Raw genomic sequence first — 12,935 nt, 5'->3', positions numbered from 1 at the left:
GCCCATTGAGGTTTGCCCTGAACAGGGCATAAACCGCACAGAGGGAGCCAGAACATGAACGCCAACCACGCCGCAGTGCTGATCTTGACGACGGCCTTGGTGGCCGGTTGCGGTGAGACATCCGCCGATCAACGCACCGCCGAGGCGATGCCCGCTGCTCCCGCTGCGGCCACCGCTGTTGTATCACCCGCGACCGATCCCTCGGGTCTGGCGACCACCGGAGCCTCGGCAGAGGCCTTTGCACCTTCGGGCTGGCGAGTCGAACAGTCCGTCACCGGCGACATCAGCCGCGACGGCATTCCGGACCTGGCCTTCGTGCTGCGAAAGACCGATCCGGCAGGCATGATTCGACGCGAGGGGTATGAGCCGGCCAACATCAATCCGCGCATCCTCGGCGCGGCGCTGGGCGGTGCGAATGGCTTTGTGCTGGCGGGGACGAATGATCGTCTGATCCCTGCACGCGACGCTGACGGGCTGAACATGAGCGACCCGTTTGACAATGGCCTGTCTATCACCAATGGCTCGCTGGTTGTGCGTGTGGACCTGTTCATGAATATGGGCGGTAGCGATGCAGGCCCCTACAGTTTCCGCTTCCGACATCAGGACGGGGCGGTCCGCCTGATCGGCTTTGACCATGAGAATGTTCAGCGGATGAGCGGCGAAACCCGGTCGCTGAGCGTCAACCTGCTGACCGGGCGGGTCACTACGGCGACCGGCTCGATCGAGAACGACAAGGAAAAGACCATTGTGTCCAGCACGACGACCCGGCCCATGACGCTGGATCAGGTCGGGGACGCCTTTGCCTTCGAGACCGACCAACTGAGCCTGCCTGACCAATGACCGATGCCGCCGCTGTGCCGAAAGCCTCCCACGGCCGCGTACTATTCGCCAGTCTGATCGGGACGACGATCGAGTTCTTTGACTTCTATATCTACGCCACGGCGGCGGTGCTGGTGTTTCCGACCCTGTTCTTCCCGGGATCGGACCCGGCGGCGGCGCAGTTGAGTTCGTTCGTGACCTTCGCCATCGCCTTCTTTGCGCGGCCGGTCGGGGCGGTGGTGTTCGGCCATTTCGGCGACCGGGTCGGGCGCAAGGCGACGCTGGTCGCCGCCCTGATGACCATGGGATTGTCGACCATCGCCATCGGCCTGTTGCCGACCCATGCCCAGGCCGGGGTCATCGCGCCCCTGTTGCTGGCCCTGTGCCGGTTCGGCCAGGGCTTTGGTCTGGGCGGCGAGTGGGGCGGTGCGGTGCTGCTGGCGACCGAGAACGCGCCGCCGGGACGCAAGGCCTGGTTCGGCATGTTCCCGCAGCTGGGGGCCCCGATCGGCTTCATCCTGTCGACCACGTCCTTCATCCTGCTGACCAGCTTCATGGCCGAGGCGGATTTCCTGGCCTGGGGCTGGCGCATTCCGTTCGTCGCCAGCGCCGTGCTGGTCTTCGTCGGCCTGTGGGTGCGGCTGAAGATCCATGAAACGCCGGAGTTCCAGAAGGTCGTCGCCAGGGCCGAGCGGGTGCGCGCTCCGGTCCTGACGCTGTTCGCCCGCTACAAGGGGGCGCTGGCGCTGGGCGCCGTGGGCGGGATGACGACCTTCGTCATCTTCTATCTGCTGACGGTGTGGGGCCTGTCTTGGGCGACGACGGAGCTCGGGCTGGCCCGGGCCGACATCCTGCCGATCCAGCTGATCGGGGTGCTGTTCTTCGGGGCCTTCATCCCGATCGCGGCCCTGGCGGCCGACCGTTATGGCCAGTTGCGGGTCCTGATGCTGGCCTCGATCGGCATCGGCCTGTTCGGCTTCGCCATCGCGCCCCTGTTCAGCCTGGGGCTGAGCGGACTGCTGGTCTTCTTCGCCGTCGGCTTCGCCCTGATGGGCTGCACCTACGGGCCGTTGAGCGCCGCCATGGCCCGGCCCTTCCCGACGGCGGTGCGCTATACGGGGGCCTCGATGGCCTTCAACGTCGCGGGCATTCTGGGCGCCTCGCTGGCGCCCTATGTGGCGACCAAACTGGGCAAGACCTATGGGCTGGGCGCGGTCGGCGTCTACCTGACCGGGGCGGCCCTGCTGACGACCCTGGCCCTGTGGGCCATGACCCGGCTGAGGAACGAGGAGGGCGAGGGGGCGGCCTAGAGCCCGTCCGTCGCCGCATAGACCATGATCCCCGTGGCGATGGCCAGGTTAAGGCTGTCGGCCCGGCCGCGCATGGGGATCTTCACGTTGACGTCGCAGGCGGCCGCCAGTTCGTCGGTCAGGCCGGCCTGTTCATTGCCCATCAGTATCAGGGCCGGACGCTGGATCGAGGCCGAGCGATAGTCCGTGGTCGCGTCCAGCCGGGTGCCGACCACGCTGCCGGGCCAGGTCTCACGCCAGGCGAGGAACTCGGGGGGGCTGGTGCGGGCGATGGCCACGGCGAAGACCGATCCCATGGTGGCCCTGACGGCCTCGACCGAGAAGGGATCGACGCAGTCGCCGATCAGGATCACCCCGCCGCAGCCCGCTGCATCGGCGGTGCGGATGATGGTGCCCAGGTTGCCGGGATCGCGGACCTGTTCCAGCGCCACCCAGCAGGGGGCGGTTTGCGGCGTCAGGGCCTCCAGCGGCGTGTACTGCTGTTCAAACACGGCCAGCACGGTCTGGGGGTTGTCGCGGCGGCTGATCTTTTCGAGAATCGGGTGGGTGACGACGACGATCTCGCCCCCGGCCGCCAGCGTTTCCGCCTTCGCGCGATCCAGCAGGGCGTGCGGCCGCGCCTCCATCCCGACCAGCAGGGTTCTTGGCGTCCGGCCCTGATCAAGCGCCTCGCCGATGAACTTCAGCCCCTCGGCCAGGAACAGGCCGGAGGTCTCGCGCTCCTTGCGCATATGCAGGGCGCGGACGGCCTTGACCGTGTCATTGGTCAGGGAGGTGATTTCGCGGAAACTCATGTCGCCGACCAGCGGGCGAAGAAGCTGAGGCCGATGGCGCGGGCGGCGATGCCGTCCCGGTCGGCGTCCTCGGACAGGGCCAGTTCGCCCCAGTCTATCCGGCCCCCGCGATCATGCGTCGCCTCGGCCATCAGATGGGCGAGGGAGATCCCCGAGATGCGCGCCGCATAGGCGTTGAGCAGCAGGAAGGAGGCGTCGTCGTCCAGCAGGGCGGCGCAGTCCTTCAGCAGGCCCGGCAGGTCCTCGAACAGCCGCCAGACCTCGCCGGTCGGGCCGCGCCCGTATTTGGGCGGGTCGAGGATGATGCCCTGGTACTTCGACCCCCGCCGGACCTCGCGGGCGACATATTTGCGGGCGTCCTCGACGATCCAGCGGATCGGCCGGTCGGCCATGCCGGACTGTTCGACGTTCTCGCGGGCCCAGGCGACGGACTTCTTTGAGGCGTCGACATGGGTGACCTCGGCCCCGGCTGCGGCGGCGGCCAGGCTGGCCACGCCGGTGTAGCCGAAGAGGTTCAGAATACGCGGCCGCTCAAGTTTGCGAATTCGCTGGTCCAGCCATTCCCAGTTGGCGGCCTGTTCCGGGAAGAAGGCCAGGTGGCGGAAGGGGGTGAAGCGGCCGGTGAACTTCACCTCGCGCCACGACAGGGGGAAGGTCTCGACCGGACGGCCGGAGAAGCGCCAGCGGCCGTCATCCTCCTCGTCCTGCGGGTCGAAGACGGCGTCGGCGCGGTCGAAGGCGGCAGGATCGCGTGGGGCCCACCAGCACTGGGGCTCGGGCCTCACCACAGTGTAGGGGCCATAGCGCTCCAGCTTGCGGCCATGGCCGGAGTCCAGGAGGGCGTAGTCCGCCCAGCCTCGGGTCAGCAGGGTTTCGGGCGTGGGAGAGAGGACGGGAGCCATTCGCCGCTGCTTAAAGCGATAAGCGGCGGATGCGAAGACTGTTGTCGTCTGGCGCGGACTCGATGGCGTCGGCTTCGGCGGCGGGCGCCTCGACGACGTCGGGCTGATGAGCGGTCTTGTCCCAGGAGAAGGGCGCGACCACCAGTCGGTGCGCTGCATGCAGGAAGGCGAGGCTGAGGAGCGCCCAGCTGCCCGGGGCGAGGATCATATCGGCCAGGGTGTATGACACTCCGGCGCGGCGGGCCCCCATGGCGCAACTGAACCAGGCCGAGACCACGCCTATGGCGAGGACGCCAAGCGCGGCCAGTGAGGGCCCGGGGATCAGGCCGGCGAAGAGCGCGACCAGCAGGACGGCGGCCACCGCAGAGAGCGACGCCGCATGGCTGGCCGCCGCCGCCAGGGTCCCGCCGATCATCAACAGCAGGGCGAGGGCGCCGCGCCAGCCCAGACCGGCCGGGTTCCGGGTGTGGACGCCCCAGGTCTGCATGAACCCCTTCAGCCAACGGGTGCGCTGCGGAAGCCAGTCATACAGCCGGCCCGGCGCCGCTTCCCATGTCGGGCAGGCGATGACGTGGGAGGTCCAGCCCGCTCGCCACAGGGCGAAGCCGAGATCGGCGTCCTCTGTCACATTCCAGGCGTCCCAGCCGCCGACCTGACGCAGGGCGTCGGCGCGCAAATGGTTGCTGGTGCCGCCGAGGGGAAAGGGCAGCCCCAGCCTCGCCATTCCGGGCAGGGCGACCTCGAACAGGGCGGCGTATTCGACGGCGAACTGGCGCATCAGGAAGCGTTCGCCGAACGAGCCCGGGCGCGCCGGCCGGATGCGCAAGGGGGCCTGGAGGCAGCCAAGCCGGCCCGTGCGGTCTGCGGCAAAACGGGCGGCGGCCTCGCGCAACTGCCCGGGATGGGGCTCATCCTCCGCGTCATAGATGGTGATCAGGTCGCCCGTGGCCCGGGCCATGCCGAAATTCAGGGCGCGGGGCTTGGTGCGGGGCGCGCCGTCAGGGACGATGACGACCTCGAGCCAGTGCGGTCGGTCGGCATTGAGGGCGGCGGCAATCGTCGGAGCGTCATCCGCCTCCAGCAACAGCATGGCCTGTAGCCGGTCGGCCGGGTAGTCGAGGGCGGCGAGTCGCCGGATCAGCTGCGGTGTGACGGCGGCCTCGTCATGCAGGGCCGCCATTAGGGTATAGCGCGGCCAGATCCCGGGCGCGGGGGCCGATGGCGGCGACCGGCCGCTGACAAGCGTCAGCAGGATTCGCCACGCCGCCACCATGACAAAGCCAAGCTGGACCGCCACGGCGGCGATCAGGATCGTCAGGCGAGAGTCGAGCACCAGACCCAGGGAAAGGGCAGCGGCCAGTCCAGCCCAGAACAGCCATTGACCGATGGTGAGGTCCCGTCGCGAGGCCCAGTCGCGCCGGACGACGGTCTCGCCGTCGCGATATGGATGTCCGGCCCCCGCCATACGGTAGCGGTAAGCGTGAAGAGCGTCGCCTGCAAGCCATTGGCGCGAAGGCGTCAATGGTCTTATTCAGAACCTACGCAGCAGGAGCGCCATAGTGTCCGACGTGTCCACCGGCCGTCCCCCGGCCGCCGCCGAACTCGCCCGAGCCGGGCGCAAGCCGAGGGGCGAAGGCCATTCGCGCCGCGCCGAAATGCTGGCGGCGGCCGAGCGCATCTTTGTCGAACATGGCTATGAGGGGGCGACGATTCGCAAGATTGCGGATGAAGTTGGTCTGTCCTCGACGGCGCTGTATATGCATTTCGCCGACAAGGGCGAGATTCTGCACGAAATCTGTCGCGAGGCCTTCGAGCGCCTGATCGCGGCCAATCAACAGATCATGGCCGAGCCCGGGACAGCCGACGAGCGGCTGCGGCGGATGCTCGACTCCTACATTGCGTTCGGCTTTGACAACCCGAACGCCTACCGACTGGTCTATATGACGCGCCCGATCGAGGCGCGGGACGGAGCCCAGACGGCGGCTCAGCAGCTGGGCGCGGAACTGTTCGGATCCCTGGAGGCCGTGGTCGGGACGATCGGGTCGGAGGGGCGGCTGACAAGCGGCGATGCGCGACTGACGGCCCAGCTGTTCTGGGCGGGCGTTCACGGCGTGGTGTCGCTGATCATCACCAAGCCCTATTTCGACTGGGCGGATCGCGAACTGTTGGGGCGGACGATGGGGGACGCCCTTTACCGGGGGCTGGTTCGTCCCGCCTGAGGCGCTGTTACGGAATATAGGGCCGGGGCCCGCTGCCGACCGCGGACGCTCCCATGCCCGCCACGCCCCGGGCGATGTCCGAGGAGGTGGTCAGCGGCGCCGTCCCGCCGTTCAGCCGGGCCTTGTAGACGGCCATGTTTTCCATCACCCGCATCATATAGTTGCGCGTCTCGGTGAAGGGCGCGCATTCGATGAAGTCGACGGGATCGACCTGACCCCCGCGCGGGTCGCCGCACCTCTGGATCCACTGGGACGGCCGGGCCGGGCCGGCGTTATAGCCAACGGTCGTGAGCAGCATCGATCCGCCGAACTGGCCCATCAGTTCGCCCAGATGATAGCTGCCCAGGGTCATGTTGTAGTCGGCGTCATACAGGCGGTCGTTCGAGAAGGGCATGCCCAGCCGGCGGGCGACCCCGGCCCCGGTGGCGGGCAGGAACTGCATCATGCCCCGCGCATCGGCGTGGGACCGCGCCCGCGGATCGAAGCTGGATTCCTGACGCGTGATCGCGAGGGTGAACTCCAGCGGGGCGGCGCCCGGAACCGAAGGCGGAATACGGACCGGATACATGCGCTCGGGCATCAGCACGCCGCGCTGGCTGGCTGCACGGCCGACCATCATGGCGGTGAAGCCTTCGCCATAGTCGCGCGACAGGTCCATCAGCAGGGCCAGGTCGGTCGGCAGGGGCACGGTATCGTCGAGATGATAGGCGAACACCCGGAACAGGCTGGTTTCGCCCGTTTCCCCGAGGATGCGCATGGCCCGGACCAGTTCGCGGTTTTCGAAGCCGGCGATGTCGGACGCCGTCGGCGAGGGATCCCCGGGCAGGCTCAGGGTCTGGTAGCCGGCCTTTTCGGCGGCGAGCTGGCCATAGAAGGTCTGGATATATTGCGCGCCCGAGCGGTACCACTGCTGGGCGCCGGCCTGATCGCCGCGCGCCTCCGCGGCGCGACCCAGCCAGTAGGCCGCACGCCCCTGGGTGATCGGGGTCGAGGATACCGTGCGCAGCCGCTCGAAATGTCCGGCCGCGCGGGCGGGATCGCCCAGGCGGGTCAGGGCCGCCCAGCCGGCGAAGAATTCGGCGTCCACAAGCCGGTCGCCGGACGGGAAGCCATGGCCGTTCATGGCGTCATAGGCGGCCTGCCAGTCGCGGTCCTGAAGGGCGTCGAGGAAATAGTTGCGCCGCTCGCTCCACAGCGCATCCTGGCCTTCCCTGTGCGACGGGGCGGCCGGCAGATAGCGGAGCAGGGGGTAGCCCTCACGTTCGCGACCGGCCGCGCGGAGGATGCGCACCCTTTCCTGGACCACCGCCGGGTCCAGCGCCTGACGGGTCGTGAGACCGGCGATGACCGCGTCGGGGCTGTAGGCCGTCCGCAAGGCCATCACCGTCCCGGCCGTGGCGCGGCGGTCGCCGGAGGCCAGCGATGCCATGGCGCGTGTGGCCGGGCCGTGCGGGCCGGACAGGAGCATCGACAGGCGTGCATCGTGGTCGTCGGTGGTCAGCCACCCGCCCCATCGGCCCAGGATACGGCTCTGGTTCGCCTCATCGAACGAGCGGGTCCGCCACCAGTCGGAAATCAGGCTGCGCGCCTCGGCCTGACGACCGGACTGCTCCAGCGCCCAGGTCAGGGCAATGGCGCCCTGGACCGTCGTGGGCGGCTGGTCGTCGAACAGGCTGCGGACCACGTCAGCGCCCGCTCCGTCGCGATCCAGCGCGATTTCGGCCGCCGCCCGGCGGGCATCGGCGCGCGGCCAGCCGTCCAGTGAGCGGATGTCCTGGGACAACTCGCTCCAGGACATCCCGGAGGCGCTGGTGTCGACCAGAGCCCATTCGACCAGTTTGCGCGCGGTCGGGTCGCCGATGCGATTGATGGCGTTACGGGCGCCGCCCGCGTCACGGGCCCGGGCGGCGGCCAGGCCCTGGCGGAAGGCGGCGGTGTCGGCATCGTTCAGGACGCGAGGCTGCGTACTGGCGGCCGACACCTGGCTGTAGGGGACCGGGCCCTCGCCGTTCAGGGAGGCCGTGGATTGGGGCAGGGGCGCGAGGACCGCGAGCGCGGCCGCGAGGGTGGTCGCCAGCATTGTTCGTGTTACCCCATTCATACAGTTGCGGCGCTTGATCCGGCGACCTACCCTCTAGGGCTTGTTTCAGGCGCCCGGCGCCCATTTCCCACGCAGGTAGAGTTCTCACCATGACCGCCCCCTTGTTCAAGGGCGTGATCACCGCCCTGATCACACCACTTCGTGACGGAAAGGTGGACGACGTCGCATTCGACCGTCTCCTCGAACGTCAGATCGCCGCAGGGGTGGACGGGGTCGTGCCGATGGGCACGACCGGAGAGAATGCGAGCCTGACCGTTCCCGAGAACCTGGCCGTGATTGAGCGCTGCGTCGACAAGGCGGCCGGTCGCGTCCGGGTGCTGGCCGGCTGCGGAGCCGCTGCGACGGACGAGTCTGTGGAGTGGGCGCAGTTCGCCAAGAAGGTCGGGGCCGACGGCGCCCTGATCGTGACGCCCTTCTATAACCGTCCGTCGCAGGCGGGACTGAAGGCGCATTTCGAGGCGGTGGCCGATTCGGTCGAGCTTCCGATCGTTCTGTACAATGTGCCGTCGCGTACAGGCTGCGATCTGTCCAATGAGGTCGTGGCCGAGCTGGCGCGCCATCCCAATATTGTCGGCCTCAAGGACGCCACGGGCGACATGGACCGCGTCAGCTGGATGCACGCCAATATCGCCGGCGCCGGGACCGGCGACTTCGCCCTGATCTCGGGCGACGACGCCAGTTTCCTGGGATATGCCGCACATGGCGGGGTGGGGGTGATCTCGGTCGCATCCAATGTGGCTCCCGAGGCCATGGTCGCCTTGTACAACGCCATCGCGGCCGGCGATCTGGCTTCGGCCCGGTCGTGGCAGGACCGGCTGATTTCGCTGCACAAGGCCCTGTTCCTCGACAGTTCGCCGTCGCCGGCCAAATACGCCCTGGCGCGCCTGGGCCTGTGCACGGAGGAGATGCGACTGCCGCTGGTGCCGACGCGCGACGAGGTCAAGCCGGCGATCGACGCCGCCATGGCCGCAGCCGGCGCCAGCTGATGGCCACCACGAAGGAAAAGGCCGCCGCCGCGACAAAGGCCCCGATCACCAGGGCGAAGCTGATCGCCGAAAACCGCCGCGCCCGGTTCGACTATTTCCTCGAGGACAATCTGGAGGCCGGGATCATGCTGCTGGGCACGGAGATCAAGGCCCTGCGGATGGGGCGCGCCAATATCGCCGAAAGCTATGCGGCGGTGGAGGGGCGCGAGATCGTCCTGATCAATGCCGACATTCCGCCCTATGTGCAGGCCAACCGGTTCAATCACGAGCCGCGCCGGCCGCGAAAACTGCTCCTGCACAGAAAGCAGATCGACCGGCTGATCGGTGCTGTCCAGAAGGACGGCCAGACCATCATCCCCCTGCGCCTCTATCTGAACGACGACGGCAAGGCCAAGCTGGAGATCGCCCTGGCCAAGGGCAAGAAGCTGCACGACAAGCGTGAGGCCTCGGCCGAACGCGACTGGGCCCGCGACAAGGCCCGACTGATGCGGGACAAGGGCTGATCCAGCCGGACGTTTCCCCAAAAGGCGCCAAGGCCGCCGCCGCTACGGAGCGCTGCTGTCCTCGGCCATACTCATCTCGCGTCGAACGTCGACGATAGAGGCCACGATCTCGGAGGCGTTGGCGCCGAGGTTCTGACGGGTCCGCACGGCGTCATACAGGCCCTTTAGATAGGCCTGATCCCACTGGGTGAGACCCTCCGTCCGGGACGGATCGTCAAAGACGTTGAGGATGGAGGCGTAGCCGCCTGCGTCAGCCTCGGGATCGACCTGGGCCAGGGCGACGAAGGCGATATAGTCTGCGAGCTGGCGGCTGGACACATTGCCGATGCGATCCACATCCACGATGATGAAGGCGCGTTTGGTCTCGTCCACGATCTGGGTGGAGAGACGCGAAGCCTGTCGGGTCGTGATCACCGGCGCATAGTTCATCACGGAATCGCCGTCCGGCCTGTCTGGCGACGGTGTGGCGCGGGCCTGTCCGGGGAGCCGGGTCGCGATCTGGCCGGTGTCGGAATCGACCGGCGCGGTCACCACCCACCAGCGCACCGGCTGATCATTGCGCTTGAACCGCTCCAGCGCCGCCATGCCGCGATCCATGCCCCCGCCCCCGACCCGGAACAGGCGAGGACGACTGGCGATGAAGTCAGGCGTGAAGGCATTGGCGTCGGCGACGGCCACGATCAGCACCGAGGGGGTGCAGCCCGGATGGCCCGGCTGCAGTCCCACGTCCTGGGCCACCGTCGAGACGCGATCGACGATATATCGGGCCAGATCGTTCTGGAGATTGGCCACGCCCACACACAGGCCATCCCGCCAGCGCGCCAGCCCGCGATTGCTGGACGGGGCGCCGACCTCATTGACGAAGTCGCGTGTCATCTCCTCCAGTCGCCGGCCATCCACCACCACCTCGCCGAGATCGACGGGTTCCGACGAGGCAGCCGCCGGGTTCCGGGTCTGCGAGAGCCCGGCAGGCGCGGGCGCCGGGGCGGCCGGCGCGGTCAGAAGGGCGGCAGCGAGGAGTGCGGACAGCATGGGAAAACCTCGTCAATGCGAACAGATGCGCGAAAACCCGGCAGGTCGACGCTGACAGCCAGCCTCAGGGCTGGGCCGCCTCTTCGGCGGTCAGCATGTCGCGCCGGACGTTGACGATCGAGGCGACGATTTCCGATCGGCTGCTGTTGTCGTTCCGACGCGTGCGAACCGTGTCATACAAACCCTTGAGGTACGCCCGGTCCCACTGGGTCAGTCCCTCTGTCTGTGTCGGGTCGTCGAACAGGTTCAGAACGGTGGCATATCCGCTGGTGTCGGCGTCGGGATCGACCTGGGCCATGGTCACCAGCGCGACATAGTCCGACAGCTGGGGCAGGGACACCTGATGGATCTGATCCACATCGATCACCACAAAGACGCGTTGTGTCGTCTCGACGATCTGGGTCGACAGCCGCGATGCCGAGGTCATGTTTATCGTGGGCGCAAAGTTTGCGGGACTGTCGCCGCTGGCGCCGGCGCCATCGCCATTGACCATGCCGCGGGTGCGGACCGCGATCTGGCCGTTGTCGGAATCAATCGGCGCGCTGACCGTCCACCAGCGTACCGGGCGATCTGTCGTCTGGAACCGGCCAAGTGCGGCATAGCCGAGATCCATGCCGCCGCCCGTACCGCTGAACAGTCTCGGTCGCGATGCCACTATGTTGCGGGTGAAGGCGCTGGAATCAGCGGCGGCGACGATGAGGATATTGGCCTCGCACCCCGGAGCGCCCACCTTCAGGCCGAGTTCCCTCGCCACGCCGGAGACGCGGTCGACCATGTACTGCGCCGCCTCATCATTGAGATTGAGAACCCCGACACAGACTTCGCCTTCCCAGCGAGCCAGACCGCGCCCGCGCGCGGGCGCGCCCACCTCACGCACGAACTCGCGGGTCATCTCCTCAAGACGGCGGCCCTCGACGATGATGTCGTCCAGATCGGTGGGCGGGAGCAGGGCGGGGTCGACGGCCTGCGTCGCCTGCCGGGCCAGGGGGAGACCTGAACTGTCGGCGTTCAGGCCCGTGTCGGCGGAGGCGCTGATCGAAGACAGCAGGGCGGCGGCGAGGGCGGCGGCGAACATCAGCAAACCCCGGAAGAGCGCGTGTCACAGGCGACACGTGACGCTATCCCGCCATGTGACCATCAGCAACCGCCGGGGCCGCAAATCCCCGTGACCGTCGCGCCTGAACATCAGGCCTTCGGCCGCGTCCAGTCGCCGATGCGGTCGGCGAGGTCGATGTAGGCGTCGGCCTGACGGCGCAGGTCGTCGGCGATCATCGGCGGCTGGCTTTTCAGCGTGGAGACGACGGTGACCCGCACCCCCTTTGCCTGCACTGACTGCACCAGCCGGCGGAAGTCGCCGTCACCCGAGAACAGGACGGCGTGGTCGAGGCGTGGGGCCAGCTCCAGCATGTCCACCGCAATCTCGATGTCCATATTGCCCTTGATGCGACTATGGCCCTGCGGGTCGGTGAACCGTTTCGCCGGCTTGGTCACGGTCGAGAAGCCGTTGTAGCCCAGCCAGTCGACCAGGGGCCGGACGGCCGAGAACTCTTCGCCCTCGACCACGGCCGTGTAATAGTAGGCCCGGACGAGGGTCGCCTGATCCTCGAACGCGGCCCTGAGGGCGCGGAAGTCGAGATCGACGCCCAGGGCGCGGGCGGCGGAATACAGATTGGCCCCGTCGATGAACAGGGCGACGCGCTCGTGCGGATGGAAGGTCATGGTCGATCCCCTCGAAATCCCGCCGGCCGTTGGACTGGCCGACACGCTGGACGACGCCGTCTTCGTCGCCCTCGGCTGTAATGACAAGGGGGTCTGGTCCGACTGCGCCGAGGCGCTGGAGGCGGCCCTGGCCCGGTTCCGGCCGGAAGGGATCGATGTGGTCGCCCGGTCATCCTGGTGGTCGTCGCAGGCCTGGCCCGATCCGGAAGACCCGCCCTTCCTGAACGGGGTGGTGCAGGTCTCGACGGCGCTGGAGCCGCACGCCCTGATGGCGGCCCTGGGCCGGATCGAGGAGGCGATGGGGCGGGTGCGCGGGGCCCGGAATGCGCCGAGGACGCTGGATCTGGACCTGGTCGCCTATGGCCGGCTGTCGGGCGATCTTGAGGGACTGATCCTGCCGCATCCGCGCGCGGCGGAACGGCTGTTCGTCATGGGGCCGCTGGCGGAAATCGCGCCGGACTGGGTGCATCCGTCTGGAGGAACCGCAGGCGAACTGGCAGGGAAGGCGTCGGTCGGGAGGGATGCGCGTCGCATCCCCTGAGGCGGTCAG

General features: G+C 68.1%; 13 protein-coding genes. 6 read left to right on the top strand and 7 right to left on the bottom strand.

Annotated features, from left to right (window positions below; translation table 11 throughout):
- Positions 1-54 precede the first annotated feature (54 nt).
- Together ACW17W_RS09665 and ACW17W_RS09660 are read left to right on the top strand one after the other, a co-directional pair.
- Positions 55-840: a hypothetical protein gene (locus ACW17W_RS09665; protein ID WP_492076656.1), complete on the top strand. Its 786-nt coding sequence runs from the start codon at positions 55-57 to the stop codon at positions 838-840.
- Positions 837-2,129 carry an MFS transporter gene (locus tag ACW17W_RS09660; protein ID WP_492076655.1) on the top strand — a complete coding sequence of 431 codons (1,293 nt, stop codon included), beginning with the start codon at positions 837-839 and terminating at the stop codon, positions 2,127-2,129. The genes ACW17W_RS09665 and ACW17W_RS09660 overlap by 4 nt, the downstream gene beginning before the upstream one ends.
- On the opposite strand, the gene ACW17W_RS09655 is transcribed toward ACW17W_RS09660, so the two are convergent.
- The 3 genes from ACW17W_RS09655 to ACW17W_RS09645 are packed head-to-tail and all read right to left on the bottom strand — an operon-like array spanning position 2,126 to position 5,290.
- Positions 2,126-2,923 (bottom strand): TrmH family RNA methyltransferase, encoded by a 798-nt coding sequence (locus ACW17W_RS09655; RefSeq protein WP_492076654.1) that lies wholly within the window; start codon positions 2,921-2,923, stop codon positions 2,126-2,128. The two genes, ACW17W_RS09660 and ACW17W_RS09655, sit on opposite strands and share 4 nt — an antisense overlap.
- Positions 2,920-3,825, bottom strand: coding sequence for an RsmD family RNA methyltransferase (locus ACW17W_RS09650; RefSeq protein WP_492076653.1), 906 nt, complete (start codon positions 3,823-3,825; stop codon positions 2,920-2,922). Before ACW17W_RS09650 ends, ACW17W_RS09655 begins: the two co-directional genes overlap by 4 nt.
- Positions 3,826-3,835: 10 nt before the next feature.
- Complete coding sequence (locus tag ACW17W_RS09645) at positions 3,836-5,290, bottom strand: glycosyltransferase family 2 protein (RefSeq protein ID WP_492076652.1); 1,455 nt, start codon at positions 5,288-5,290, stop codon at positions 3,836-3,838.
- Positions 5,291-5,384: 94 nt separating this feature from the next.
- Here ACW17W_RS09645 and ACW17W_RS09640 point away from each other — a divergent pair, with 94 nt between their 5' ends.
- Positions 5,385-6,044 (top strand): TetR/AcrR family transcriptional regulator, encoded by a 660-nt coding sequence (locus ACW17W_RS09640; RefSeq protein WP_492076651.1) that lies wholly within the window; start codon positions 5,385-5,387, stop codon positions 6,042-6,044.
- Between the two features lie 7 nt (positions 6,045-6,051).
- On the opposite strand, the gene ACW17W_RS09635 is transcribed toward ACW17W_RS09640, so the two are convergent.
- The gene (locus ACW17W_RS09635; RefSeq protein WP_492076650.1) at positions 6,052-8,124 is read right to left on the bottom strand and encodes a transglycosylase SLT domain-containing protein; all 2,073 of its coding nucleotides are present in this window, start codon (positions 8,122-8,124) and stop codon (positions 6,052-6,054) included.
- 110 nt (positions 8,125-8,234) lie between these two features.
- Here ACW17W_RS09635 and dapA point away from each other — a divergent pair, with 110 nt between their 5' ends.
- Positions 8,235-9,131 carry a 4-hydroxy-tetrahydrodipicolinate synthase gene (dapA, locus tag ACW17W_RS09630; RefSeq protein ID WP_492076649.1) on the top strand — a complete coding sequence of 299 codons (897 nt, stop codon included), beginning with the start codon at positions 8,235-8,237 and terminating at the stop codon, positions 9,129-9,131.
- On the top strand, positions 9,131-9,634 hold the full coding sequence (smpB, locus tag ACW17W_RS09625) for an SsrA-binding protein SmpB (RefSeq protein ID WP_492076648.1): 504 nt from the start codon (positions 9,131-9,133) through the stop codon (positions 9,632-9,634). Before dapA ends, smpB begins: the two co-directional genes overlap by 1 nt.
- 42 nt (positions 9,635-9,676) lie before the next feature.
- Here smpB and ACW17W_RS09620 read toward each other — a convergent pair whose 3' ends face one another.
- The 3 genes from ACW17W_RS09620 to ACW17W_RS09610 all read right to left on the bottom strand — a co-directional run bounded on the left by ACW17W_RS09620 (position 9,677) and on the right by ACW17W_RS09610 (position 12,385).
- Positions 9,677-10,666, bottom strand: a complete 990-nt coding sequence (locus tag ACW17W_RS09620) for a hypothetical protein (RefSeq protein WP_492076647.1) — start codon at positions 10,664-10,666, stop codon at positions 9,677-9,679.
- 64 nt (positions 10,667-10,730) lie between these two features.
- A complete protein-coding gene (locus ACW17W_RS09615; RefSeq protein ID WP_492076646.1) occupies positions 10,731-11,741 on the bottom strand; it encodes a hypothetical protein in 1,011 nt (336 codons plus the stop codon).
- A 110-nt stretch (positions 11,742-11,851) separates the two neighbouring features.
- Positions 11,852-12,385: a LabA-like NYN domain-containing protein gene (locus ACW17W_RS09610; protein ID WP_492076645.1), complete on the bottom strand. Its 534-nt coding sequence runs from the start codon at positions 12,383-12,385 to the stop codon at positions 11,852-11,854.
- Between ACW17W_RS09610 and folK the strand changes: the two genes are divergently transcribed.
- Positions 12,384-12,926, top strand: coding sequence for a 2-amino-4-hydroxy-6-hydroxymethyldihydropteridine diphosphokinase (gene folK, locus ACW17W_RS09605; RefSeq protein WP_492076644.1), 543 nt, complete (start codon positions 12,384-12,386; stop codon positions 12,924-12,926). The genes ACW17W_RS09610 and folK overlap by 2 nt on opposite strands.
- The last annotated feature ends 9 nt before the right edge of the window (positions 12,927-12,935 follow it).

It is taken from the genome of Brevundimonas sp. FV1ye29L, assembly GCF_058681095.1.
Note: the sequence above shows the minus strand (reverse complement) of the source record. Positions and strands in the feature narration are given on the sequence as shown.